The sequence below is a fragment of the Cryobacterium sp. TMT1-2-1 genome (genome assembly GCF_004403955.1).
GTDB lineage: Bacteria > Actinomycetota > Actinomycetes > Actinomycetales > Microbacteriaceae > Cryobacterium > Cryobacterium psychrotolerans.
Genome location: NZ_SOHC01000078.1, coordinates 1 through 24,994, shown reverse-complemented (window position 1 = coordinate 24,994; position 24,994 = coordinate 1). Strand labels below are relative to the sequence as shown.

Genomic DNA, 24,994 nt, shown 5'->3' with positions numbered 1-24,994 from the left:
CCCGGGGCCAACGAAGGTCGATATGCGACCCCTCACGGGATTAAGGCGGTCCACCGATGAGCGAGCTCCTCGCGGACGGCATGCTGGCCGGCCTCGACGAGATCGCCGGGACCGGCCGGGATGCCCGCCGCGGCGGCTACTCCCGGCACGTCTGGCAGGCCGCCGAGCTCGAACTGCGCGCCTGGTTCGTCGAACGCGCCGGGCGCATCGGGCTCGATATCGAGACTGACCGCAACGGCAACATCTGGGCCTGGTGGGGAACTCCCGGCCCGGATGCCGTCGTCACCGGCAGCCACCTCGACTCCGTCCCCGGCGGCGGCGCCTACGACGGCCCGCTCGGCGTCGTGTCGGCGCTCGACGCCATCGCCCGGCTGCAGGCGGCCGGCTTCACGCCGTCGCGCCCCTGCGCCATCCTCGTCTTCGCGGAGGAGGAGGGCTCCCGGTTCGGCATCGCCTGCCTCGGCTCGAGGCTCATGACCGGGGCGCTGGGCGCAGACCGCGCCCGGGCCCTCGTCGACGCCGACGGGGTGACGTTAGCCGAGGCAGCCGTTCGCGCCGGACTCGACCCCGCGCACCTCGGAACCGACCGGGAGGCACTGGAGCGGATCGGCCTGTTCGTCGAACTGCACGTCGAGCAGGGCCGCGGCCTGATCGAGCTCGGGCAGCCGGTGGCCGTGGCCTCGTCGATCCTCGCCCACGGCCGCTGGCGCCTCACCGTGACCGGCCGGGGCAACCACGCCGGCGCCACCCTGATGGCCGACCGGCGCGACCCGATGGTGGCGGCCGCCCGCGCCGTGCTCGCGGTGCAGGACGCGGCCTCGGCTCGCCCGGGCACGCGCGCCACCGTCGGCCGGATGAACATCGTCCCCGGCGGCACGAACGTGATCGCGTCGAGCGTGCAGGCCTGGCTTGACGCCCGGGCCGAGACCGACGAGGAGACCCGCGCGCTGCTGGGCGAGATCACCGCCTTGGTCGACGAGGCCGTGGCGGAAAACGGATGCTCCGTCGCCGTTGTCGAGGAATCCTGGGCCGGCTCGGTGCACTTCGACCCCGAGCTGCGCGACCGGTTCAGTGCGGCGCTCGGCGGCGTGCCCGCCCTGCCGACCGGGGCCGGCCACGACGCCGGGGTGCTCGCGGCGAGCGTGCCGAGCGCGATGCTCTTCGTGCGGAACCCCACCGGCATCTCGCACTCGCCGGAGGAGTTCGCCACGGCCGACGACTGCGTCGCCGGCGTCGAGGCGCTCGAGAAGCTGCTGCGGACGCTGCTGTGAGCGGGGCGGGCGCGAGCGGCGCAGGTGCGAGCGGCGCGGCTGGAAGCGGCGCGGCGAGCCTTTCGCCGCGTGACGCGACCGGCGCGCCGGAGCCGGTCGCCTATTGGTGCGAGACCCTGCTCGTCGACGGCGTGCCGACGCCCGGTGTCCGCCTCGAGGTCGGCGCCGACGGACGCTTGTCCGGCGTCACGGGCGGCGCCGAGCCGCTGCCGGGTGACGTGCGCCTCGGCACCGTGCTGCCGGGCATGGCCAACGCGCATTCGCATGCGTTCCACCGCGCGCTCCGCGGCCGCACCCACGCGGACGGGGGCGACTTCTGGCAGTGGCGGGAGGCGATGTACCTCGCCGCCGGCCGGCTCGACCCCGACCGGTACTACGCGCTCGCCCGAGCCGTGTTCGCCGAGATGCTGGTCAGCGGCTGGACCGCGGTCGGCGAGTTCCACTACGTGCACCACCGCCCGGATGGCTCCCGGTACCCGCGCGAGCACGCCATGGAGCTCGCGCTGGCGGCGGCGGCGCGCGATGTGGGCATCCGTCTCGTGCTGCTCGACACCGTCTACCTGGCCGGCGGCATCGGGCGCCCGCTCGCGCCGGAGCAGCGCGCCTTCGACGATGGTTCGGCGGCGGGCTGGCTGGAACGCTGGAACGCCCTGGGCGAGGCCCTCGGCGCGGATCCGGACGCCCGGGTCAGCCTCGGCGCGGCAATCCACTCCGTGAGGGCCGTACCGCCGGACGCGATTCGGCAGGTGCTGGCCGGCCTGCCTCCGGCGGTGCCGCTGCACATCCACCTCTCCGAGCAGCCGCAGGAAAACGCGGACTGCCTGACCGAATACGGCCGGACGCCGGCCGGCGTGCTCGCCGGCCTCGGCGCGCTCACGCCGCGGCTGAGTGTCGTGCACGCCACCCACCTCAGCGACGAGGACGTTACGCTGATCGGGGCCGCCGGCGCGACTGTGGTGATGTGCCCGACCACGGAGGCCGACCTCGGCGACGGGATCGGCCCGGCGCGCCGTCTCAGCGATGCCGGCGCGCCGATCGCCCTCGGTTCCGACCAGAACGCCGTCGTCGACCCGATGCTCGAGATGCGCGGCCTCGAGGCCGGCGAACGGCTGGCCTCCGGCGAGCGCGGACGGTTCGACCCGGCCTCCCTCCTGGCCGCCGCGTCGACCAACGGCTACGCCTCCCTCGGGCTCGGCGAGAACCGGCTGCGCCCGGGCGACCTGTGCGACCTCGTCGAGCTGTCGACGCGGAGCGTCCGCACCGTCGGGTCGGCGCCGGCCCAGCTTCCGCTCACCGCGACGGCATCCGACGTGCTGCGGGTGATCGTGCACGGCGTGATCGTCGCCGACTCCGGGCGGCTCGTGCCCGCCGATCTCGTCTCCGCCGACGGCGCCGCCGACCGGTTGCCGGAGACACTGCTGCGGGAGGCCCTCGCCGCCCTCGAAACAGCCCTGCCCACCCGTGACGCAGCGCTGCCCACGCATGACGCCACCTCGGGAGACACCGCATGACCACCGAATTGATCACCGGCATCCGCGAGTTGACCACCCAGGCCGATGACGGAGCACGCCTGCGGGGTGCCGCGCTGGTCATCGAGGGTGGGCGGATCGCCTGGATGGGCCCGGCGGCCGAGGCGCCGGCGGCCGATCGACGCACGGATGTCGGCGGTCGCGCCGCGCTCCCCGGCTGGGTGGACACGCACACCCACCTCGTCTTCGCGGGCGACCGGGCGGCGGAGTTCGAGGCCCGGATGGCCGGGCAGCGCTACGAGGCCGGCGGGATCAACACCACGGTGCAGGCGACGCGCGCGGCGACCGAGGAACAGCTGATCGGCAACGCGGCGCGGCTGCGCCGGGAGGCCGAAGCGCAGGGCACCACGTTCCTCGAGACCAAGACCGGCTACGGCCTCGACCTCGAGAGCGAAACCCGCTCGGCGAGCGCCGCGGCGGCCGTGGCCGACGTCGTCAGCTACCTCGGCGCGCACGTCGTGCCGCAGGGCGTCGACCGGCGCGACTACCTCGACCTCGTGACCGGCCCGATGCTCGCGGCGGTCGCCCCCTTCGTGCAGTACATCGACGCGTTCTGCGAGGCGGGCGCCTTCGACGTGGAGGAGACCCGCGAGGTGCTGCTCGCCGGCCGCGCCGCCGGCCTCGGCCTGCGCGTGCACGGCAACCAGCTCGGTTTCAGCGGCGGGGTGCGGCTCGCGGTCGAGCTGGGCGCTGCGAGCGTCGACCACTGCAACCACCTGGAGGCCGCGGACATCGACGCGCTGGCGTCGTCGTCGACGGTGGCGACGCTGCTCCCCGCCTGCGACCTGTCCACGCGCGAACCGTTCCCGCCGGCCCGGCGGCTGCTCGACGCCGGCGCGAGCATCGCCCTGGCCACCAACTGCAACCCCGGCACGTCGTACACGACATCGATGCCCTACTGCGTGGCGACGGCGGTGCTGCAAATGGGGCTGACGATCGAGGAGGCCGTCTGTGCCGCGACCCGCGGGGCCGCCCGGGCAGTGGGCCGCGAGCACGGGACGGATGCGGTGGGGTCGCTCCGCGTGGGCGGCCTGGCCGACCTGCAGGTGCTCGACGCGCCATCCGTTGCCCACCTCGCTTACCGCCCGGGGGTGCCCCTGACGGCTGCGGTGTGGCGGCGGGGAGTGCGACTCGAGTTCGGGCACCGGGGTGTCTGAGCCGTCCGCGGTGTCCGAGCCGTGCGCGGTGCGGGTGCTGACCGCGGCCAGCCGAGTCCCGAGCCGTGGCGGAACGGCGGAGGCGTGACCAGCGAGGTGGCGGCGCGTCCGATCGGGGGCGGCCCGGCCGGGTTCGACTGGCGGCTGAGCATCGCGACCGTCGCCGGGGACAACCCGTTCTCCGGCTACCCGGGCGTCGACCGGATGTTGATGGCCATCTCGCCGCAGGGGCTCGACCTGGTCGACGGGGGCGTCCCTGTGCACCTCGGGCAATTCGACGTGCACGGGTTCCCGGGCGAGAACGAGGTGGCTGCCGTTGCGGTGACCTCGCCGACGCTCGACCTCAACCTCAACCTCATGACCAGGCGTGGCCGGTGCGCCGGGTCGCTGCGTTCGGTGCACTTCTCCGGGCTCTGGACGGTGGAGGCCGGAGACGGGGAAGACCTCGCGCTCGTGGTTTTGGACGGGTCCCTCCGCCTGGGCGAGCGCACGCTGACCGCGCTGGATGCCGTGCTGCTCGAGCACGCCGGGCGGGCCCAGCTCGAGGGAACCGCGCGCGTTGCCCTGGCCCGGGTGGCGCGCATCCGTCACTGACCTCCTCCGCCGAGATTGACGGTTCCGGTCGAGTTGCCCCGGCACACCAGTCAAACTCGACCGGAACAGGCAAAGTCGGCGCCCAACCCGACCCGGTCAGACCAGTGACTCCGCCCCACCGGCGAGACCGTCCGCCTGCCCGCGCAGGTAGCCGGCGAACCCGTCCGGCGCGCGCCCGTCGAGCCGCCCCGAGGTCAGCACCGGGATGAGCGCGGTGCGGATCTCGCTCACCCGGCGTGCACGCAGGGCCGAGACCAGCGACACGTCCTCGTGCCGCTGGATGCAGGCGAACTCGCCGGCCTGGCGGTATCGATCGGCGCGCACGCCGAGGTTGGCACCGTGAATGTGCGGATGCCCCTCCGAAAGCCGGTGCTGCGCGGCCCACCGGTCCCGGGCCGCCTCCGGCAGGCAGTCGTCGGGCTCCACCGTTCCGAGCACGAGGTCCACGTCGTTGCGGGCGAACGCCAGCTGGGCCGTCAGCCAGTTGGGCGGCACCGCTGAGTCGGCATCCGTCGTCGCTATCCAGGTGTTGCCGGTGAAGTGAGCGGGCGTCGGCAGAAGATGCCGCACCCCGGCCCGGCGGGCGGCGCCGACGATCCCGCGGTCGGTGTGGAGGCGGGCGAAGTCGGGCCAGCCCGCGGCGACCCTGGCGGTCTGGTCAGTGCAGCGATCCAGCACGATGACGACGGACACCATCGGTGGGGTCAGATCACGCACGGCGTGCACCTCGGCGATCGCCGCGGTCATCGCGTCGAGGCAGCGCGGCAGGAGCTCCTCCTCGTTCCGGGCGGGAATCACGACGACCAGCTCGTCGATCAGGCCCCGGCCGGTCATGGCGCCAGTCCTTCCCGCTGGGCGACGGAGCGCGCCGGCGCAGGTTCGAACACCTCGAGCAGGAAGTCCCGTTCCCGGTGCGCCACGGTGCGTTCCAGCCCCTCCAGCCGGCCCAGTTCCTCGTGCACCCGGTCGCCGGTCAGCGGATATTCCCCCACCGGATGCCGCCAGTGGCAGGCGAGGAGCACGCCGTCGGGCGCGAGTCCGGCGCGGCACCGCTCGAGCAGGTCCCGCAGCTCGGCCGGTGAGAAGTAGTAACCGACCTCGGACAGCACGATCAGGTCGAAGCTCCCCTCCGGCCACTCGCCCGGGAGCGTGCGCCTCGTGAACGTGACGCCGGGGCGACCGGCAAGCCGGGCGCGGGCGGTCCGGAGCGGTTGTTCGGCGATGTCCACGGCGTCCACGGTGGTGCAGCGGTCGGCGAGCTCGGCGGTGAGAACTCCGATCGAGCAGCCCAGTTCGAGCGCCGCGGTGAAGCGTTCGCGGGGCAGCGCCGCCAGGGTGAGTGCCCGCTTGCGCTTCTCGTACCACCGCGTTTCGAAGCCCCACGGGTCGGTTTCGCCGGCATAGAACTCGTCGAAGAACGGTTCGGCCAGGCTCTCGGCCGGCCGCGCCTCGGGCTCCGTGGACTCGGGCTCCGTGGACTCGGGCTCCGTGGACTCGGGCTCCGTGGACTCGATGAACGTCTCGTAGCCCCTGCTGAAGTGCTGGCCGAAGGCCGGCTGGATGATCGCCTCGTCGCCGGCCCGCTCCGACAGGGGTTCCACCTGGCTGCGGTGCAGCTGCATGGCCCGGGACTTCCGCTCCCGATCTTGCGGCTCCAGCTCGAGGGTGCGGAGCGCCGTCACCGGCCACACCGGGTCGCCGGGCGTGGACCAGTGCCACGCCCAGATCGGGTACTCGAACACTCGTGCGGGAGCACCCAGGGCGGCAGCGAGGCGGTTTGCGGCATGGGCGGCCGCGCCGGCGGCGGCGTGATCCGGATGCCCGTCCGCCTGCCACGGGGCCACGATCCAGGCGCCGGGTCCTCCCGGTCCGAGTTCCGCCGCCACCGCGCGCGCCGCCTCCTCGCCGTGCTCGGCGAGAGCGCCGTCGGGCAGGTCGAGCAGGCACAGGCGGGCCCCGGGGGCGAGCGCCGCCACCGCGGACGCGACCTCGCGTCGGCGCAGGGCGGAGAGGCGTTTCCTGGAGTGGGTCGTCGAGCCGGGATGGGAGGCCTCCCCGTTGCTGAGCACGACCACGGTGACCGGCACTCCGGCCCGTGCGGCCCGCGCGATCAGGCCGCCCGCACCGAGGGTCTCGTCATCGGGGTGCGCGGCCACGACCACGAGCCTCTGGAGGTCGTCTATCGGGAGGTCCTCGGCCGAAGCACCGCGGCCCGCAGCCCAGACGGCCTCGGCGGTGCCGACATCCTGATGGCCAAAGGTCACCATGGCGCAGGGGCGTTCGTCAGGAGCATCCGTCCGAGCGCAGCGTCGTCACGTTCGGCGTGGTGCTGGCGAACGTACAGCTGCAGGTCGGCGACGCGCTGCGCGTGCCGGGCGTCGAGGGCGAGGGGCGCCGGCCCGAGCGCGTGGCCCGTGCGGGCGATCACCTCGTCGACCGTGCGGGCCACGAGGCCGCGCACCCGGGCGGCGAGGATGGCGCCGTCCACGCCGGCGGCCGTTCCGGCGTCGATCGCTGTCGCCGCGGCGGCCAGCGAGCCGCCGGCGGCACTCAGGAGCACATCGAGCGCGCCCAGGTGCGCAAGCGCGATCTGGTCGGGTTCGCGTTCGCGGGCCGCCGCGAAGACACGGCGCGCGACCCCGACCGCGCCGCCCCACCAGCAGGCCGCGACCCCGATTCCGCCCCAGGCGAATCCGAGCCGGCGCAGGTACCACTCGTCGTCCCCGACCGGGACGGCCGGCAGATCCCGGAAATCGACCGGGCCGCTCGGCACGGCCGGGAGCCCGCGGGCCACCCAGGTGCCCTCGTGCACGACGACCCCAGGGTGGGCGAGGTCGACCGCGAACAGCCGCCGGCTCGTCTCGGAGGTGTGAGCCGTCACCAGCGCGTGGCTGAGCGACCCGGCGAGGGAGCACCACGGTTTCGTGCCGTCGATCAGCCAGCGGCCGCCGTCGGCCTGGCGAGCCGTGAGCCGGGCTCCGCGGGCCTCGGCGGCGAAGACTCCCCAGGTGCCCCCTCCCGCCGGCGCCCCCGGGAGGCCGGCGGGGTCGACGCCCGCCTGGCCCAGGATGGACAGCGCGTCCAGGTGCGCCTCGGCCACCCGAGCCGCCGTGAGGTCCGCGGCCGCGAGGGTGGCGAGGGCTTCGAAGAGCTGCCGCGTGTTGCCGTCACCCGGGCCGGCAACGGATGCGCCCAGGCGCCGAGCGAGGGCCAGCGCCCGCCCGGCGTCACCCTCTACGGAGGAGGCGGCCGCGGCCAGCTCTCCCAGGCGTGCGTGCTCCGTGCTGTCTCGGCGCTTCGTGCGGTCTCCCGACCCGGATCGGTCTCCCGTCCCGGTCAGCCACACCGGCGCGCGGTCCTGCTCGTCAGTCATCCCTGCCCTCTGTCAGTTTCGGCCTCGGGCTTCCGGTGTGCGCCCGCTCAGGCCTTGCCGGCCGGCCGGGTTGGGGCCTTCGCGGTGGACTTCCGCGGCGAACGGTTCTCGGCGCTGACCATCCAGGCGTACTGCTCGAGCTTCTCGATGATGCCGTGCAGGATGTCGGCGCTGGTGGGGTCTTCCTCGTCGATCGCGTCGTGCACGGCACGGATGTTACCAACCGTCGCGTCCAGGCGCTCGGTGATCAGGCCGACGGCGTCGGCCGTGTCGACTTCGCCGGCGGGGAACTTCGGCAGGTGTGTGTCTTTTGTGACCGTCTCGCTGCGTCCGTCGGGCAGGGCGTCGAGGGCGCGCATCCGCTCGGCCAGCTCGTCGGAGAAGATCCGCGCGTCGGCGATGATCTCATCGAGCTGCAGGTGCAGGTCACGGAAGTTCTTTCCCACGATGCTCCAGTGGGCCTGCTTGCCCTGGACGTGCAGTTCGATCAGATCGACCAGGACGGATTGCATGTTGGAACCGAGTTCTGCGGATGCCTTCATTGGTGGTGCCCCTCTCGCTCGTTGGAACGGGGTAGACCGTACGCCGGCCATTGCCCCCGCCTGCTGTTCTGAGAAAAACCATAGCAGGGGGCAATGCTCGCTCGCCTAGACGGTTGGCACGGCCGGGGCGCCGGCAACGCGGCGGGCCAGGCGCTCGGCCCGGCGCTCGCGTCGACCCTCGACGACGTAGTACAACACCGGCAGAACCACGAGGGTGAGCAGCGTCGACGAGACGAGTCCGCCGATCACGACGACCGCGAGAGGCTGCGAAATGAAGCCGCCTTGCCCCGTGAGTCCGGCCGCCATCGGCAGCAGCGCGAAGATCGTGGCGAGCGCCGTCATCAGGATCGGGCGAAGACGCCGTGAGGCGCCGTAGATGAGCGCCTCGCGCACCGAGAGCCCCCTCCGGCGGTACTGGTTCACGAGGTCGATCAGCACGATCGCGTTCGTCACCACGATTCCGATCAACATCAGCACGCCGATCAGCGACGGAACGCCGAGCGGGATGCCGGTGATGACCTGCAGGGCGATCGCCCCGGTCGCCGCGAACGGCACCGAGACGAGCAGCAGCAGCGGCTGCAACAGCGACCGGAAGGTGGCCACCATGACGACGTAGACGATCAGGATGGCCGCGAGCATGGCCAGGCCCAGCTGCTGGAAGGCCTCGGTCTGGTCGGCGGTCACGCCGCCGAGCGTCGCGGTGGCGCCGGTCGGCAGCTCGGTATCCTCGAGCACGGTGGCCATCCGGGCGTTGGCCGTGCCGAGGTCGTCGCTGTCCGGCGTGGCCGAAACCGTCGCCGTGCGGAGGCCCTTCGTGGTTGTGATCGTCGACGGCCCGTCGACCTGTTCGACGGTCGCGAGCGTGTCGAGCGCCACCGGGCCGAACGCCGTGGGGACTGGCAGGGCGGCGAGCTCGGCCGTAGTCGCGGGCGAGTCCGCCGCCTGGAGGTAGACCGACAGGTTCGATTCGTCGATCACGATCGACCCGATCACGCTCGGCTGCATCGCCTGCGAGACGAGGGTGCCGAGGGCGAGCTCGCTCAGCCCCGCGCGGGCGGCGGCATCCCGGTCCACCGTGACGGCGATGTACGGGCGCGAGGCGGCAAGGTTGCTGGTGCTCTGCTTGATCGCGTCGAGGTCCTGCACTCCGGCCAGGATCGCATCCGTCGCCGTCTGCAGGTCCGCGCCGGTGGCGGCCGTGACCTGCACCTCGATGTCGGATGATCCGCCGAAGCCGCCCGCGGACGCCACCGAGATCTCGCCGATGTCGTCGAGCTTCGCCAGCTCCTGCCGGACCTCGTCCTGCACCTCGTCGGGGTCGGCCGTGTCATCGGTCGTGATCGAGTAGGTCACCGCGTTCGAGGTGGAGCCGCCGCGGAAGGCCGCCTCGGCACTGCTGCCGCCGATCGAGAGCTGCACGATCTCAATGCCCTCGACCTCCTGGAGCGTGCCTTCGACGACGGCGGCGGCCTCGTCCTGCGCGGCAAGGCTCGTGCCGACGGGCAGGGTCTGGATGACCCGGAAGGTGGTCTGCCCGGTCGAGCCGAGGAAGTTCACCTTCATCAGCGGGAGCAGGGCGACCGTGCCGCCGAGCACGAGCACCGCGAGGAGGAGGGTGGCGACGGCATGCTTGAGGGTCCAGCGGATGACCGGCAGGTAGCTCTTCTGCAGTCGGCTCGGGTGCTCGAGCGACTCGATGGCCGTGGCTGCGGCCTCGGCCCTGGTCGCCGTCGCTGTCGCGGTGATCGAGCTTGGAGCGGTGATCGAGCTTGGCGCGATCCCGGTCTCGACGGGCTCTACCACCGTCTGCTCGACCTCCGGCGCCGCCGCGGCCGCCGGCTTGGGCGGCTTGAGGAACCAGAACGCAAGCACCGGCACGATCGTCAGTGACACGAGCAGCGAGGCGAGCAGGGCGAGGGACACCGTGAGGGCGAACGGCCGGAACAGCTCCCCGGTCGAGCCGCCGACGAACGCGATCGGCAGGAAAACCGTGACCGTAGTTACGGTCGACGCGGTGATGGCGCCCGCGACCTCCTTCACCGCCCGCACGATTGTCGCCGCGCGATCCGGGCCCGCGACGAGGTTGCGCATGATGTTCTCGATCACGACGATCGAGTCGTCGACCACGCGACCGATGGCGATCGTGAGCGCGCCGAGCGTGAGGATGTTGAGCGAGTAGCCCACCGCCTGCAGCCCGATGAAGGTGATGAGCACCGAGGTCGGGATGGAGATCGCCGTGACCAGGGTGGCCCGCACCGAGAGCAGGAAGACCAGGATCACGAGCACGGCGAAGAGGAGGCCGAGCATTCCCTCCTGGGTCAGCGAGTCGATCGACTCCTGGATGAACGGGGCCTGGTCGAACACGACCGTGAAGGTTGTGCCGGCGACGGCCGCCTCCAGGGTGGGGAGCAGGGCGCGCACGGCCTCCGAAACTTCGACGGTGTTCGCGGCCGGCACCTTGGTCACCGAGATCGTCAGCGCCGGTTCGCCGTTCACCCGGGAGATGCTCGTCTCCGGGTTCGCGGCCAGCTCGACCGTGGCCACGTCGCCGATCGTCCTGCGTAAGGCGTCGCCCTTCAGGCCGGACAGGATCGGCAGCGCCGCAATGTCTTCGGCGGAGCCGAGTTTCGTGCCGGTCTGCACGGAGAGGGTCTTGTCGCCCTCGGTGATCGCTCCGGCAGGCAGGAGCGATCCGTTCTGGGCGAGTGCCTGCGTGATCGCCTGGCTGGTGAGTCCCCGGGCGGCGAGGGCCGCGTCATCCGGCGTGATGTTCACGCGCTGGCCGACGTCGCCCACCAGCGCCGCGTCGCGCACGCCCTCCACGTCGCGGATGTCGCCCAGCACGCTGCGCCGGAGATCGTCGGCCAGCGTCTCGGCATCGCCGCCCGAAACGGCCACGGACAGGACCGGGAAGTCGTCGATGCTGCCGCTGAGCACCTGCGGGTCGATGTTCTCCGGGAGGGTGGACTTGATCCGGTTGATGGCCTGGCTGATCTTCGATTCGGCCTTGACCAGGTCGGTGCCGTAGGTGAAGGTCGCGCTGATCAGGGACGAGTTCGTGCTGCTCGTCGTCGAGGTGGATTCGAGACCGGCAATGCCCTGGATGGCGGTCTCGATCGGTGTCGACACGTCGTCGTTGACGACCTCGGGCGAGGCGCCGGGGTAGCTCGTCGTGATGAGCAGCTGCGGAAGCTGCAGGGACGGGATCAGCTCCTGCTTGAGGCTGGTCAGGGCGAGGCTGCCGAAAACAGCAGCGACGATCGTGATCAGCGCAATGAGCGCCCGATTTTTCATACTCAATACGGCGAGAATGTGCACCCGCCCAGTATCTCATTGCAGTCCGTGCAGAATCTCGAATCCCGCGTCCTCTCCCGCGCCGGCGGGCTGTTGCGGCCGGTCGCGCGGGCGTAGTGTCGACCGAACAAGCCCGCATCTACGAGGAGGAACCATGACTGTCGCCCGCGTGACCACCCTGAGTGTCCGGTCTGACACGTCGTTCGAGGACGCCGTTTCGGAGGGGATCTCCCGCGCCCACAAGACCCTGCGCGGCATCTCCGGCGCCTGGGTCAAGGAGCAGAAGGTCGTCGTCGAGGGCGGCGCGATCACGGCGTGGGACGTCGTGATCGAAGTGACGTTCGTGCTGGACGACTAGCCGGGCCGGCCCCTGAGGGGTCGCAAATCGACCTTCAACCGGCCAGGGAAGGTCGATTTGCGACCCCTCAGGGCGGGCGCGGCCGAAACGCTAGACGACGTCGGCGAGGTAGCCGGTGTCGGCCATCGGATGCCGCAGCAGCGAATCCCAGGCGAGCCCGAGCGCGTCGATGGCGCGGTCCATCTCCTCGGGGCTGTAGCAGAACGGGAGCCGCAGGAACCGCTCGAAGGCTCCGTCGATGCCGAACTGCGGACCGGCGGGCACGAGGAGGCCGTAGGTGCGCGCGGCGAGCGCGAGCCGGGAGCTGACCGGGATGCCGAGGTTCACCCACGCGGTGATCCCGCCGTCGACGTGCGGTACGTGCCAGTCCGGGAACCGGTCGGCCACCAGCCCCTCCAGGTGGTCCCTGCCGCTCTGGAGTTCGTCGGACCGCAAGGCGAGGATGGCGGGCAGGTCGGACAGGATGCGCGCCACGATGAGCTGCTCGAGAATCGGGGTGCCGAGGTCGTTCGCGGCCCGGGCCGAGACGAGTTTGCGGATGAGAGAGCGGTCCGCGCGGATCCAGCCGATCCGCAGGCCACCCCAGACGGTCTTGCCGACCGAGCCGATCGACACGGCGGTCCCCGACCGCACGGACTCGGCGTAGGCGGCGAACGGCAGGAAATCGCCCACCCGGTCGATGTCGAGTTCGGCGATCGTCTCGTCGGCGATGAGCACGGTACCCGCCCGAGCAGCGGCGGCGAGCACCCGCTCCCGCTGGTCGACGGGCATGCTCCGCCCGGTCGGGTTGTGGAAGTCGGGCATCAGGTAGCCGAGCACGGGGTTGCTGCGCTGCAGGGTCTGCAGGAGCGCCGTTTCGTCCCAGCCGCCGGCCGCGGCATCCTCGCCCGGCCCGGCTGCCGAGACGCCGACCGGCACCAGGCGCGCCCCCGCCCCTCGCAGCGCCTCGTAGGCGTGCGGGTAGCTCGGCATCTCGATCAGCGCGCGATCGCCCCGGCCGATCAACACGCGGGCGAGCAGGGCGATCGCGTGCTGCGCGCCCAGGGTGACCATGATCTGCTCGGGGTCGGTCGGCAGCCCGCGGGCCGCATAGCGGTCGGCGATCGCGGCGCGCAGCTCGGGGATCCCCACCGGGTCGAAGCCCGAGTCACCGAGGTGGCCCGCCAGCTCGGGGGCGGCGAGCGCGGCGATGTCCGCGAGGCCGGGCAGGGCCGGCATCGTGGCCTTGCTGAAGTCGAGGATGCCGCCCAGGGGGTCGTCCGCCCGCGCCCGCGCCGCGCCGGGCAGCCGCACCCTGCTGCCCGAGCCGCGCACGCTGACCAGGGCGCCGGCGTCGCGCAGCTCCCGGTATGCGGCGGTCACGGTCGTACGGCTGAGCCCGAGTCGTGCGCTGAGGTCGCGCTCGGCGGGCAGGCGGGTGTCGGTCGGGATGCGCCCGTCGAGGGTGAGCAGGCGGATGCGGTCGGCCAGGGCGAGATAGGCGCTCGCCCCGCTGCGCCACTCGCCGAGGAGCGCCTCGAGCGACCGGGCACTCACCTGGTTCACCGCCATGGGGCCACTGTAGTGAGATTGGCTACTTGATAACAGACCAATAGTGCAATTGGATTGGTTTTCATGACCCGGCGCATCGCTCAACTCCTTATTGGCCTTTTCCTCTACGGAATCGGTATTGCGCTCATCGTGCGCGGGGCGATCGGCGTCGCCCCGTGGGACGTGCTCACCCAGGGCATCGACCGGCACACCCACCTCGGCTTTGGTCTGATCACGATCCTCACCAGCGGCATCGTGCTGCTGTTCTGGATCCCGCTTCGGCAGAAGCCGGGCATCGGCACCGTGCTGAACGCTCTCCTGGTCGGCCCCGCCGCGGATCTCGGCCTCCGGCTGATCCCCGAGGGCCTGGACCTCTGGGCCCGGATCCTGCTCTTCGCGGCCGGCCTGCTCGTGCTCGCCGCGGCGACCGGGCTCTACATCGGCGCGCACTTCGGCCCCGGCCCGCGCGACGGCCTGATGACCGGCCTGCACAAGCGCACCGGCTGGAAGATCTGGATCGGGCGCACCGGGGTCGAGGTGGTCGTGCTCGGGATCGGCTGGGCGCTCGGCGGGAACGTGGGCATCGGCACCGTGCTCTTCGCCGTGCTGATCGGGCCGCTCTGCCACTGGACGATCCCGTTCTTCGCGATCAGGCGCCCGGCGGAGGCCGCCCTGCCGACCTCGCCGGTTCCGGTGGCCGTGCCCGCCCGGTGATCGAGCCCGCCGGCGATTTGCCCCAGATTGTTGAACAATCACCGGAAATGGTGCATCCTTAGGAAGACTTCTTGAGGAAGGCGGATGACGGTGTCCACCATTGATTTGAACAGCGACGTCGGAGAATCCTTCGGCAACTGGACCTTCGGCGATGACGAGGCGATCATCGCCTCGGTGTCCAGCGTCAACGTCGCCTGCGCCTTCCACGCCGGGGATCCGAGCACAATCCGCGCCACCTGCGCGGCCGCCGCCCTGGCCGGCGTCACGGTCGGCGCGCATCCGGGCTACCGCGACCTGGCCGGTTTCGGCCGCCGGTTCATCGACATGGCCCCCGACCACCTCACCGACGAAATCATCTACCAGATCGGCGCCCTCGAATCGCTGGCCCGGGTCGCCGGAACCACGGTCAGCTACGTCAAGCCGCACGGCGCCCTCTACAACACGATCGTGCACCACCCCGAGCAGGCCAGGGCCGTCGTGGATGCCATCGTGTCGGTCGATCCGAGCCTGCCGGTGATGGTGCTCCCGAACTCCGAGATCGAGCGTGCGGCCCGGGCCGCCGGGCTCCGCACCGTCTCCGAGGCGTTCGCCGACCGCGCCTACAACGCCGACGGGACCCTCGTCGCCCGGACCCGGCCGGGGGCGGTGCTGCGCGACATCGGCGAGGTCACCGACCACGTGCTCCGCCTGGCCGTCGACCGCCAGATCCGCGCCATCGACGGCACGATCATCGACGTCCGGGCCGAGAGCATCTGCCTGCACGGCGACACCCCCGGCGCCGTCGCGATGGCCGCCGCCGTCCGCGCCGCCCTGCTGGGCTCCGGCATCGAAATCCAAAGTTTCGTCTGACATGGCCGGGCAGATCCGCGGTATCCGCCCCGTCGGCGACCGCGCGGTGTTGGTCGAACTGGACAGCCTCGCCCAGGTCCTCAGCCTGCAGGCCCAGCTGCAGGAGCACCCGCTCGACGGGCAGCTGGACGTGATCGCCGCCGCCGAGACCGTACTCGTCTCGGCCGTCTCCCCTGCCGCGGCCCGCGGTTTCGCCGCCCGGCTGCGCCTGCTGGACGTCGACACGGTCACGGCTGCCGACGCCACGCTCGTGATCATCGACACCGTCTACGACGGTGAGGACCTCGCCCGAGTTGCCGAGCTCACCGGGCTCGGCGTCGACGGCGTGATCGCCGCCCATTCGGAGCAAACCTGGACCGCTGCCTTCGGCGGATTCGCTCCAGGCTTCGCCTACCTCGCCGGCGAGACGACGTCGCTCACGGTTCCCCGGCGAGCCACGCCGCGAAGCGCGGTTCCCGCCGGATCCGTGGCCCTTGCCGACACCTACTCCGCCGTCTACCCGCGGGCATCCCCGGGCGGGTGGCAGCTGATCGGCCGCACGACCGCGCCGATGTGGGACCTGGGCCGCGAACAGCCCGCCCTGGTGCGGCCGGGAAACCGGGTGCAATTCCGGCCCGTGCGTGAGCTCGTGCTGGCGGCGGGCGGCCTCGCCTCAGACCTCGCCTCCGGCCTCGCAGCGGCGCGCGTGATCGACGGCGCCGAGCCGCCGGCGGACGGCGTCATCGTGCGTTCCCCCGGCCTGCAGACCACCGTGCAGGACCTCGGCCGCGAGGGCCAGGCCGCGCTCGGCGTAGCCGGCAGCGGCGCCCTCGACCGAGGTGCGCTGCGGAGGGCCAACCGGCTCGCGGGCAATCCCGTCGACGCCGCCGGGCTCGAGAACGCCCTCGGCGGGCTCGCGCTCGAGGCCGTCACCGACCAGGTCCTGGCCGTGACCGGCGCGCGCGTCCCGCTCGCCATCGACGGTCCGACGGGCGCACGGGCGGTCCCCACCGGGACCCCGTTCGCGCTGCTGGCCGGCGAAACCCTCACAGTCGGGCCCCCCGTGGCCGGGGTGCGAAGCTACCTCGCCTTCCGCGGTGGGCTCGACGTTCTCCCCGTGCTCGGCAGCCGCTCCACCGACACCCTCTCCGGGATCGGACCGCAGCCGCTCGGTTCCGGCACCCGGCTCCGCGTGCTGGCCGCACCGCCCTCGAGCGTCGTCGGCGCCCCAGGCATCGAATCCGAACCGCCGGCCGAGCTGACGGAGCTGCGTTTCGTGCCTGGACCGCGTTCCGACTGGTTCGATCCGGAAACGATCGAACGCTTCGCCGGAGCCACCTGGACCGTCACGGCCCGATCCAACCGGATCGGACTGCGGCTGGACGGCGAACCGCTGGAGAGGTCGCGGCCGGGCGAGTTGCCCAGCGAGGGCACCGTCACCGGCGCCATCCAGCTGCCGTCGTCCGGACTGCCCGTGCTGTTCCTCGCCGACCACCCGGCCACCGGCGGCTACCCCGTGATCGGCGTCGTGCTTCCGGCCGACCTCGACCGGGCCGCCCAGCTCCCCACCGGCGCACGGATCCGGTTCACGCCGGCTCCCGGGGCCGACCCGCTCCTTCCCGTTCCCGCGGAGACGCCCGCGCGCCAGACCACAACCGACAGGTGACACCCATGCAGAAAGTCCTGATCGCCAACCGCGGCGAAATCGCCGTCCGCGTCATCCGCGGCTGCGACGACGCCGGCCTCGAGTCCGTCGCCGTCTACGCGGATGCGGACGCCGACGCACTGCACGTGGGCCTCGCCACCGAGGCGTACTCCCTGGACGGGAATAGCCCGGCCGAGACCTACCTCGACCAGGCCAGGCTGCTCGAGATCGCCCGCCGTTCCGGCGCGGACGCCGTGCACCCCGGCTACGGCTTCCTCTCCGAGAACGCCGACTTCGCGCAGGCCGTGCTGGACGCCGGGCTGACCTGGATCGGGCCCAGCCCCGAGGCGATCCGCACCCTGGGCAACAAGGTGTCCGCCCGCGAGATCGCCATCCGGGTCGGCGCGCCCCTCGTCGCCGGCTCGGAAGGCACGGTCGAAACCGGCGCCGAGGTGCGGGCCTTCGCGGTGGAGCACGGCCTCCCGGTGGCCATCAAGGCGGCCTTCGGCGGAGGCGGGCGCGGGCTCAAGGTGGTCTGGGAGCTGGATGCCATCGAGGAGGCCTTCGACTCGGCCGTGCGGGAGTCCCAGGCCGCGTTCGGCCGCGGCGAGTGCTTCGTGGAGCGCTTCCTCAGCCGGCCCCGGCACGTCGAGGCGCAGATCCTCGCGGACGGACGCGGCAACGTGATCGTCGTCGGCACCCGCGACTGCTCGCTGCAGCGCCGCAACCAGAAGCTGGTCGAGGAGGCGCCCGCGCCGTTCCTCACCCCGGCCCAGCGCGAGCAGATCCACTCCTCGGCCAAGGCGATCTGCCGCGAGGCCGGCTACGCGGGCGCCGGCACGGTCGAGTATCTGCTCGCCGAAGACGGGACGGTCTCGTTCCTGGAGGTGAACACCCGGCTCCAGGTGGAGCATCCGGTCACCGAGGAGACCTCGGGGATCGACCTCGTGCTGGCGCAGCTGGCCATCGCCGCCGGCGGGGACCTGCCCGTCGATGACGACCCCGAGCCGCGCGGGCACTCGATCGAGTTCCGGATCAATGCGGAGGACGTCGGGCGCGGATTCCTGCCCTCCCCCGGCACCGTCACGGGGTTCACCCCGCCGACCGGGCCCGGCATCCGGGTCGATACCGGCGTGCGCGCGGGCGACGCCGTTTCCCCCCAGTTCGACTCGCTGCTCGCCAAGCTCATCGTCACCGGCGCCGACCGGCAGCAGGCCCTGCGCCGGGCCCGCCGGGCGCTGGCCGAGTTCGAGATCGCCGGGCTGCCCACCGTGCTGCCCTTCCACCGCGCGGTGGTGCAGACGCCCGCGTTCTCCTCGCCCGACCGCCTCGGCGTGCACACGGGCTGGATCGAATCCGAATTCGCCGAGCAGCTCGCGGGCGACCCCCGGTTCGCCCCGGCGGAGCCCGAGGCCGTCCGCCGCACGATCACGATCGAACTCGACGGGCGACGGATGGCGCTGGGCCTGCCGGCCGGGCTCCTCGGTTCCCTGGAAAGCGGCGGCCTGGCCCGCTCCGGGGCCGCCGTCGCCGGACCTGGCACCGGCGCCGCGGCATCCGACGGCGTCGGCAACCTCGTCGACTCGGCCACCCTGCGCTCCACGATGGGCGGTTCGGTCGTGAAGTGGCTGGTCGCTGCCGGAACCGAGGTCGCGGAGGGAGATCCGGTGCTCGTCGTGGAGGCCATGAAGATGGAGACCACCGTCGCCGCCCACCGGAGCGGGACCCTTGCCGCGCACCTCGTCGGACCGGGCGACATCGTGACGCTCGACACCGCCGTCGCGTCCATCCGCGCGTGAGCCGCCGGGCAGCCGACCCCCGATAGCGTGGGCATATGACTCTCGAGGACATCCTGGCCGAACTGCGCCTGCACCGCGAAGGGGCCAGGCACGCGGAGACCGGGATGTGGGTGGCGTCGGTGCTGCGGGAACGGATCGCGGCCGGGCAGCTCGCCCCCGGATCGAAGCTCTCCGAGGAGGCGCTCGGCGAGGCGCTCGGCGTCTCCCGCAATACACTGCGCGAGGCCTTCTCCGCCCTCGCCGCCGAACACGTCGTCACCAGGATCCCCAACCGGGGCGTGTACGTCGCCCGGCCGTCGGCGGACGACATCCGCGAGATCTACCGGGTGCGCCGCTACCTGGAGCCGGCAGCGTTGCTCTGGTCGCCGGCGACCGACTTCACGACGCTGCGGGCGGCGGTCGAGCGCGCCAGGGCCGCGCGCGATTCCGGCTCGGCGGCTGGCATGGCCGACGCGAACCAGGCCTTCCACGCCGCGATTGTGGCGCTCGGCGGCAGCGACCGGCTCGACCTCCTGATGACGCAGGTTCTCGCCGAGATGCGGCTCGTCTTCCACTCCATGGTCGCCGACACCGCCTTCCACGCGCCGTACGTGGAGGACAACGTCCGGATCGTGGAGCTCCTCGAGGCCGGTGAACGCGCCGAGGCCGCCGCGCTTCTCACCGGCTACCTGGGCCGCGCCCAGGATCAGCTGCTGGCCGCGATCGCCGAGGAATCGAGCGTCCGGCGGAGCTGACTGCCGCGCCGAGCCGGCGGCTGTTGATTACCGGTGCGCGCCGGATCGGCATAGTAGCGTGGCATCCATGATGAACCTGATCGTGTTCCTGCTCGTTGTCTGGCTTGTGTTATCGGTGCTCGGTTTCGTGATCGAGGGCCTGTTCTGGCTCGCCGTCATCGGAATCGTCCTGTTCCTGGCGACCGCCGCGTACGGCTGGGTGAAGCGCAAGACGGCGAAATAGCGGCGCGCGGCGCCGTACACCGTCTACGGGACGAGGTAGTCCGAGTCTCGGGCATCGGTGATCAGCATGAAGCCGGGCGCGTGGCCGATCGCCAGCGACGGCCTGGACTCCATCACAGCGGCCTGCGGGGTGACCCCGCACGCCCAGAAGACCGGGACCTCGCCGCGCTGGATCTCGACGGCGTCACCGAAGTCCGGCGCTGCCAGGTCGGCGATACCGAGCACCGTCGGGTCCCCCGCGTGCACGGGCGCCCCGTGCACGGCCGGGTAGCGGGCGGTGATCCGCACGGCGTCCTCCACCTGCGCGGCCGGGATCGGCCGCATCGAGACGACCATCGGCCCGGACAGGGCGCCGGCGGATGCCGAGCGCACGGTGGTGCGGTACATCGGCACGTTGACGCCCTGCTCGATGTGGGCGATCGGGATGCCGGCATCCTGCAGCGCCGCCTCGAAGGTGAAGCTGCAGCCGATGATGAAGGTCACGAGGTCGTCCTGCCACCAGTCGGTGATGTCTCCGGGTTCGGCCACGAGCACGCCGTCCTCGTAGACGGTGTACCGGGGCAGGTCGGTGCGGATGTCGCCGCCGGGCAGCAGCGGACCGCTCGTCTCACCGGCGCCCTGCACACCGAGGATGGGGCAGGACTTCGGGTTGCGCTGCGCGAACAGAAGCACGTCGAAGGCCTGGGCCCGCGGGACGATGATCAGGTTCGCCTGGGTGAACCCCCGCGACCAGCCGGCCGTGGGCGAGGCGAGGCCGCCCCGGAACAGGGCGCGGGCCTCCGCCGGGGTGAGCGAGGCCGGGTCGCCCGGGAGTGAGGCCGTGCCGCCCGGGACCGCGGCCGTGCCGGGCCGCCTGCGCGGAGGCATCCGGTGTCGCCTAGACCCACAGCAGCGCGAGGCCGCTGAGTGACTTGTAGCCGAGGAAGAGCGTGAGCAACCAGGCTGCGAGGCCGATGAAGAGCAACACCTTGGGGTAGACGTACCCGCCGAGCAGGTCGCGGCGGCGCCAGGCCACCCAGAGGATGACGGCGAAGCCGACCGGGAGGATCAGCCCGTTGATCGCGCCGGCCATGATCAGCAGGGTGGCCGGGGCCTGGCCGAGCAGGGTGAACACGACTGTCGAGACCGCGATGAAGACGACCGTGGCGATGCTGCGGGTGCGCGGCCTGGTTTTCGCGGTCGTCACGAAGGAAATCGAGGTGTACGCGGCCCCGATGACGGAGGTGATCGATGCCGCCCAGAGCACGATTCCGAACAGCTTGAGGCCGACCTCGCCGGCGGCCGCCTGGAAGGCCTCGGCCGGCATGTTGTCGCCGGTCAGGGCGACTCCGCCGGCAACCACGCCGAGGATGGCCAGGAACAGAAGCACGCGGATCACGCCGGTGATGATGATGCCGAGCACCGAGCTGCGGGTGATCTCCCGAACGTTCTCACGTCCGGAGACGCCGGCGTCGATCATCCGGTGCGCGCCGGCGTAGGTGATGTAGCCGCCGATGGTGCCGCCGATCAGGGTGGTGATGATCAGGAAGTCGACGTTGTCGGGGATGACGGCGTTCTTGAGCGCGAGTCCGAGCGGCGGCTGCGAGACGATCGCGACGTAGGCGATCAGCAGGATCATCACGGCGCCGAGGATGACGACGATCTTGTCGAGCGCGAGCCCGGCCCGCTTGCTCAGGAAGATGGCGATGGCGATGACGGCGGAGATGATGCCGCCGATCTTCGCGTCGACGCCGAAGAGCACGTTGGTGGCCAGGCCGGTGCCGGCGATGTTGCCGATGTTGAAGACGAGTCCGCCGAGGAAGATCAGTGCGGCGAGGAACCAGCCGGCGCCGGGGAGCACGGTGTTGGCGAGCTCCTGGGCGCGCTTGCCGCTCACGCCGATGACTCGCCAGACGTTCAGCTGCACGGCGATGTCGACGAGGATCGAGACCAGGATCGCGAAGGCGAAGGCCGCACCGAGTTGCACCGTGAAGGTGGTGGTCTGGATGATGAAGCCGGGGCCGACGGCGCTCGTGGCCATCAGGAACATCGCGCCGAGCAGGGCGCTCCTGTGCTTGTTCTTCGGACGCGTCTTCTTCGGACGCTGAAGCTTTGGTACGGCGGTCGTGGCCATGGGTGCGCTCACTTCATTGTGGGGAAATGCGTCAGCACCGGAGGTCACTGATTTCGTGAAAGCCTACGATTGTTCAACAATCACCGCAACCTCAGCGCCAAAGTCGCTGATCAGCCGGGGCGGAACGTGGCGGACTGGAGGTGCCTGCCGGCACAGGCCGTCCTCGGGATTGACCAGTCCACGTCCCCGGCTCAGCCGCAGAAGTCGGCGATCGTGCCGGTGAGGATCTCGGTGAGCCGATGCACCGACGCCACCTCCGCCCATTCCTTGTCGGCGTGCGCGCCGCCGCCGCGAACCCCGAGCAGCAGGCACGGGATGCCCGCCTCGTGGATGAGGCCAGCGTCGGTCCAGAAGGGCTCGCCACGGCGGGCGGGCGGGACGCCCAGCACGCGCTCGGCCTGGCCGCTGAGCGCACGTACGATCGGCCAGTCCGGGTCGGCCTCGAATGCACCGCGCGCCACGAGCCGGGTGAGGCGGAAGGAGAATTCGGGCGTGGCTGCGGCCAACCGCTCGAGCAGCAGGGCCAGCTCGGCCTCCACAGCATCCGGAGCCTCTCCGGGCAGGGTGCGCCGCTCGACCGTGAGCGTGCAGGATGGCGCGACCGTCGCGGCGTCCTCCCCGCCCCTGATCATCGACACGCGCACGGTGCCCTGGCCGAGCAGCGGGTGTGCCGGGGCCGATTCGAGGCGGTCCCGCAGTCCGTCGAGGGCCCGGAGCACGAGCCCGGCGTGGGCGATAGCGTCGACGCCCTGCTCCGGCATCGACCCGTGCGCCGCCCGGCCGGTCAGCTCGACCTCGAACCAGGCGAAGCCGCGGTGGGCGACGGTGAGGCAGAGCTCGCTGGGTTCGGTCACGATGGCGGCATCCGCCCGGAAGTGGCGCAGCACCTCCTCGGTGCCGAGGCTGCCGAACTCCTCGTCGGCGACAAGGGTGACGATCACGTCGCCGGCCAGGCCCGCGGCGCATGCGCGCGCCGCGGCCACCAGGATGGCCGCCAGCCCGCCCTTCATGTCGAAGGCGCCGCGGCCGAAGAGCCTCCCGCCCCGCACCTCGCCGTAGAGCGGGTCGCCGTCGTAGCCGGCGACACCGACGGTGTCGAGGTGGCCGTTCAGCATGAGCGAGCGCCCACCCCCGCTTCCGCGCGCGATGCCGACGACGGACGGACGGCCGGGACGGTCCTCGAGCCGGTGCACCTCGAACCCCTGCCGGGCGAACCAGTCGGAGCACCAGGCCGCGATCGCGTGCTCGCCCGCGGCGCCGGGCACGAGGTCGGGGTTGACCGAATCGATCGCGATGAGCTGCTGGGCGACCGCTATGGGGTCAAGGTCACGGGGAAGTTCTCGCTGGGGCACGCGTCGAATCTACCTGCCCGATGGGAGTGAACCGGGCGCACTCGGTAGGGTTTTACCATGGGTGTCGACAAGAGTCCGATTGGCAGCGGGACGGCCACGCGGATGCCGCCGCGCGCGTCGTGGGGGCTGGTGCCGGCCGGCCTGGTGTCGGCATCCGCCGTGCTGCTGTTCGGCCTGCAGTTCCAGCTCGCCGGCTACGTCGTGCTGGGCGCCGCCCTGCTGCTCGCGTTCGTGATCAATCGCGCCCTGTTCAGGGACCTGTTGTTGATCGCGCTCGGCCTGGCCATCGTCAGCACGATCTCGGTCGAGGCTGACATCAGCTACCCGAACATGGCGCTGATGGGCATCGTGCTCGGCCTGGCCGTGCTCGGGCCGTACCTGATCGCGCGTTACGTCTACCGCACGCACGCGATCCGGTTTCCGATCCGGACCGAACAGCGGTGGAGCGTGCTCGAGCGCTGGTACCTGGTGATCGTGGTCATCCTGGGCTGGCTCATCCTGCCGACGTACTTCATCCGCTCGGGCTCCTACGAGAACTGGCCGGCCGTGACCGCGCCCGACGAGATCGGCCGCCTCTTCGTCGGAGTGGGCTTCGTGGGCATCTGGGACGAGTTGTTCTTCATCTGCACGGTGTTCGCTCTGCTCCGGCGGCACTTCCCGGACTGGCAGGCGAACCTGCTGCAGGCGGTGATCTTCACCTCGTTCCTCTGGGAGCTCGGCTACCAAAGCTGGGGACCCCTGATGACGTTCCCGTTCGCCCTGCTGCAGGGCTACATCTTCAAGGTCACCAAGTCCCTGACCTATGTCGTCTGCGTGCATCTCCTCTTCGACCTGGTGGTCTTCCTGGTGATCGTGCACGCCCACACCCGCGAGTGGCTGCCCATTTTCCTCTACTGAACCGCCAGGCCTGCGCCCGGAAATCACCCGTTCTTGCCCGGCGTCCCCTTCACCTCTCGCGGGCCGGGCCAGCTGATGCGTCGGTTCGCGTGGCCTTCTGTCGGAGTTCGGCGCTGATGGCGGTGCCGATTATGGTCTCCGATTCGGTCACGTAGGTGTGGCCGGTCGGGGTTGTCCAGGTGAGGGTGCCGGTTCCGTCGGTGGCCTGGCTGACTTTCCAGCCGGCCTCGTGTTTGAGGGCGTGGCTGGCGGGGCAGAGGTGGGCGAGGTTGTTGTGGTCGGTTCGTCCGCCGAATGCCCAGTCGAGGCCGTGGTCGATGTCCGAGCGGCTGGCCGCCCGGCTGCACCCGGGGTGCCGGCAGGTTCCGTCCCGCACCTGAAGCAGCGTGCGGAGCGACGCGGGAATCGTGTACCGGTCCCGGCCCACCGAGAGCACCGCGCCGGTCTCCGGGTGGGTCAGGATCCGCACCGCGCTCGGACACTTCGCCGCCAGCGCCCTGGCCGTGTCGGGATCGATCGGCCCGTACCCGTCGAGGCTGCCCGGCTCCTCGGTGACACCGAGGAGGGTGAGCATCGGGACCGTCACGATCAGGTTCGGCCGCAGCCCGCCCAGGCTGCCGGCCATCCCTACGGTCTCCGTGCAACCGGACTCCGTGCAACCGGCCTGCGTGCAACCGGACTGCGTGCAACCAGTCCCCGCGCAGCCGGCCTGCAGGAGCAGGTCGCGGAACACGTCCGCCCGCAGCTGGGTGAGCGTGCGCGGCTCGTCCGGCCCCTGCAGGGCGATCGCCCGGTCCGTCACCTGGCCATAGATGCCGAGGGCGTCCGACGCCGGCAGGTAGGCGCTCAGCCAGCCCATCCCGTCGCGGGCCGGGTCGAACCTGAGCGCCCGGTCGGCCACGCTCCGCACATGCCGGGCCGTGATCGACTCCGGATGGATCCGCTCCCGCAGCTTCCTGGTCTTCCTTTCGAACTGCGACGCCGTCAACCGGCCGGCCGACGGCAACGCCTCCTGCTCGAGCTGCTTGGCTGCCTCGGCGGG

At 71.7% G+C, this 24,994-nt stretch carries 22 protein-coding genes; 12 read left to right on the top strand and 10 right to left on the bottom strand.

Annotation, left to right across the window (positions count from 1 at the left end):
• The first annotated feature begins 56 nt into the window (after window positions 1-56).
• From E3T33_RS14130 to E3T33_RS14115, 4 genes are read left to right on the top strand one after another with little or no spacing between them, the layout of a single operon-like run.
• Complete coding sequence (locus E3T33_RS14130; RefSeq protein WP_174775360.1) at window positions 57-1,271, top strand: allantoate amidohydrolase; 1,215 nt, start codon at window positions 57-59, stop codon at window positions 1,269-1,271.
• Window positions 1,268-2,782 carry a formimidoylglutamate deiminase gene (locus E3T33_RS14125; protein ID WP_134575603.1) on the top strand — a complete coding sequence of 505 codons (1,515 nt, stop codon included), beginning with the start codon at window positions 1,268-1,270 and terminating at the stop codon, window positions 2,780-2,782. Before E3T33_RS14130 ends, E3T33_RS14125 begins: the two co-directional genes overlap by 4 nt.
• Window positions 2,779-3,957: an imidazolonepropionase gene (gene hutI / locus E3T33_RS14120; RefSeq protein WP_134475426.1), complete on the top strand. Its 1,179-nt coding sequence runs from the start codon at window positions 2,779-2,781 to the stop codon at window positions 3,955-3,957. The genes E3T33_RS14125 and hutI overlap by 4 nt, the downstream gene beginning before the upstream one ends.
• Before the next feature lie 21 nt (window positions 3,958-3,978).
• Window positions 3,979-4,551: a HutD family protein gene (locus E3T33_RS14115; RefSeq protein WP_134575601.1), complete on the top strand. Its 573-nt coding sequence runs from the start codon at window positions 3,979-3,981 to the stop codon at window positions 4,549-4,551.
• 96 nt (window positions 4,552-4,647) lie between these two features.
• On the opposite strand, the gene E3T33_RS14110 is transcribed toward E3T33_RS14115, so the two are convergent.
• The 5 genes from E3T33_RS14110 to E3T33_RS14090 form a co-directional block, all read right to left on the bottom strand.
• The gene (locus tag E3T33_RS14110; RefSeq protein WP_092323542.1) at window positions 4,648-5,385 is read right to left on the bottom strand and encodes a glycosyltransferase family A protein; all 738 of its coding nucleotides are present in this window, start codon (window positions 5,383-5,385) and stop codon (window positions 4,648-4,650) included.
• Window positions 5,382-6,818: a PIG-L family deacetylase gene (locus tag E3T33_RS14105; RefSeq protein ID WP_134575599.1), complete on the bottom strand. Its 1,437-nt coding sequence runs from the start codon at window positions 6,816-6,818 to the stop codon at window positions 5,382-5,384. The genes E3T33_RS14110 and E3T33_RS14105 overlap by 4 nt, the downstream gene beginning before the upstream one ends.
• On the bottom strand, window positions 6,812-7,924 hold the full coding sequence (locus E3T33_RS14100; RefSeq protein ID WP_134575597.1) for an acyl-CoA dehydrogenase family protein: 1,113 nt from the start codon (window positions 7,922-7,924) through the stop codon (window positions 6,812-6,814). Before E3T33_RS14100 ends, E3T33_RS14105 begins: the two co-directional genes overlap by 7 nt.
• 47 nt (window positions 7,925-7,971) lie before the next feature.
• A complete protein-coding gene (locus tag E3T33_RS14095) occupies window positions 7,972-8,466 on the bottom strand; it encodes a DNA starvation/stationary phase protection protein (RefSeq protein ID WP_092323546.1) in 495 nt (164 codons plus the stop codon).
• A gap of 105 nt (window positions 8,467-8,571) precedes the next feature.
• Complete coding sequence (locus E3T33_RS14090; protein ID WP_134575595.1) at window positions 8,572-11,784, bottom strand: efflux RND transporter permease subunit; 3,213 nt, start codon at window positions 11,782-11,784, stop codon at window positions 8,572-8,574.
• 130 nt (window positions 11,785-11,914) lie between these two features.
• On the opposite strand from E3T33_RS14090, the gene E3T33_RS14085 reads away from it, so the two are divergent.
• On the top strand, window positions 11,915-12,118 hold the full coding sequence (locus E3T33_RS14085; protein WP_092323549.1) for a dodecin family protein: 204 nt from the start codon (window positions 11,915-11,917) through the stop codon (window positions 12,116-12,118).
• A gap of 90 nt (window positions 12,119-12,208) precedes the next feature.
• On the opposite strand, the gene E3T33_RS14080 is transcribed toward E3T33_RS14085, so the two are convergent.
• Complete coding sequence (locus E3T33_RS14080; RefSeq protein ID WP_092323550.1) at window positions 12,209-13,669, bottom strand: PLP-dependent aminotransferase family protein; 1,461 nt, start codon at window positions 13,667-13,669, stop codon at window positions 12,209-12,211.
• A gap of 63 nt (window positions 13,670-13,732) precedes the next feature.
• On the opposite strand from E3T33_RS14080, the gene E3T33_RS14075 reads away from it, so the two are divergent.
• The 6 genes from E3T33_RS14075 to E3T33_RS14050 all read left to right on the top strand — a co-directional run bounded on the left by E3T33_RS14075 (window position 13,733) and on the right by E3T33_RS14050 (window position 19,591).
• Window positions 13,733-14,362 carry a hypothetical protein gene (locus E3T33_RS14075; protein WP_092323551.1) on the top strand — a complete coding sequence of 210 codons (630 nt, stop codon included), beginning with the start codon at window positions 13,733-13,735 and terminating at the stop codon, window positions 14,360-14,362.
• A gap of 90 nt (window positions 14,363-14,452) precedes the next feature.
• Window positions 14,453-15,211, top strand: coding sequence for a 5-oxoprolinase subunit PxpA (locus E3T33_RS14070; protein ID WP_092323578.1), 759 nt, complete (start codon window positions 14,453-14,455; stop codon window positions 15,209-15,211).
• Between the two features lies 1 nt (window position 15,212).
• Window positions 15,213-16,856, top strand: coding sequence for a 5-oxoprolinase/urea amidolyase family protein (locus E3T33_RS14065; protein ID WP_134575594.1), 1,644 nt, complete (start codon window positions 15,213-15,215; stop codon window positions 16,854-16,856).
• Between the two features lie 5 nt (window positions 16,857-16,861).
• On the top strand, window positions 16,862-18,634 hold the full coding sequence (locus E3T33_RS14060; RefSeq protein ID WP_134575592.1) for a biotin carboxylase N-terminal domain-containing protein: 1,773 nt from the start codon (window positions 16,862-16,864) through the stop codon (window positions 18,632-18,634).
• Window positions 18,635-18,669: 35 nt separating this feature from the next.
• Window positions 18,670-19,368, top strand: a complete 699-nt coding sequence (locus E3T33_RS14055; RefSeq protein WP_134575590.1) for a GntR family transcriptional regulator — start codon at window positions 18,670-18,672, stop codon at window positions 19,366-19,368.
• 70 nt (window positions 19,369-19,438) lie between these two features.
• Window positions 19,439-19,591: an LPXTG cell wall anchor domain-containing protein gene (locus tag E3T33_RS14050; RefSeq protein ID WP_134475482.1), complete on the top strand. Its 153-nt coding sequence runs from the start codon at window positions 19,439-19,441 to the stop codon at window positions 19,589-19,591.
• 23 nt (window positions 19,592-19,614) lie between these two features.
• Here the strand turns inward: E3T33_RS14050 and E3T33_RS14045 are convergent, their stop codons facing one another.
• The 3 genes from E3T33_RS14045 to E3T33_RS14035 all read right to left on the bottom strand — a co-directional run bounded on the left by E3T33_RS14045 (window position 19,615) and on the right by E3T33_RS14035 (window position 23,055).
• Window positions 19,615-20,457: a putative hydro-lyase gene (locus E3T33_RS14045; protein WP_092323557.1), complete on the bottom strand. Its 843-nt coding sequence runs from the start codon at window positions 20,455-20,457 to the stop codon at window positions 19,615-19,617.
• Between the two features lie 10 nt (window positions 20,458-20,467).
• A complete protein-coding gene (locus E3T33_RS14040) occupies window positions 20,468-21,703 on the bottom strand; it encodes an NRAMP family divalent metal transporter (protein ID WP_241982965.1) in 1,236 nt (411 codons plus the stop codon).
• Window positions 21,704-21,894: 191 nt separating this feature from the next.
• Complete coding sequence (locus E3T33_RS14035; RefSeq protein ID WP_134575588.1) at window positions 21,895-23,055, bottom strand: M20/M25/M40 family metallo-hydrolase; 1,161 nt, start codon at window positions 23,053-23,055, stop codon at window positions 21,895-21,897.
• 57 nt (window positions 23,056-23,112) lie between these two features.
• Here E3T33_RS14035 and E3T33_RS14030 point away from each other — a divergent pair, with 57 nt between their 5' ends.
• The gene (locus E3T33_RS14030; protein ID WP_241982964.1) at window positions 23,113-23,952 is read left to right on the top strand and encodes a CPBP family intramembrane glutamic endopeptidase; all 840 of its coding nucleotides are present in this window, start codon (window positions 23,113-23,115) and stop codon (window positions 23,950-23,952) included.
• Between the two features lie 49 nt (window positions 23,953-24,001).
• Here E3T33_RS14030 and E3T33_RS14025 read toward each other — a convergent pair.
• Window positions 24,002-24,994 (bottom strand): HNH endonuclease signature motif containing protein (locus E3T33_RS14025; protein ID WP_134575587.1); only part of this gene is annotated, 993 nt, incomplete at its 5' end.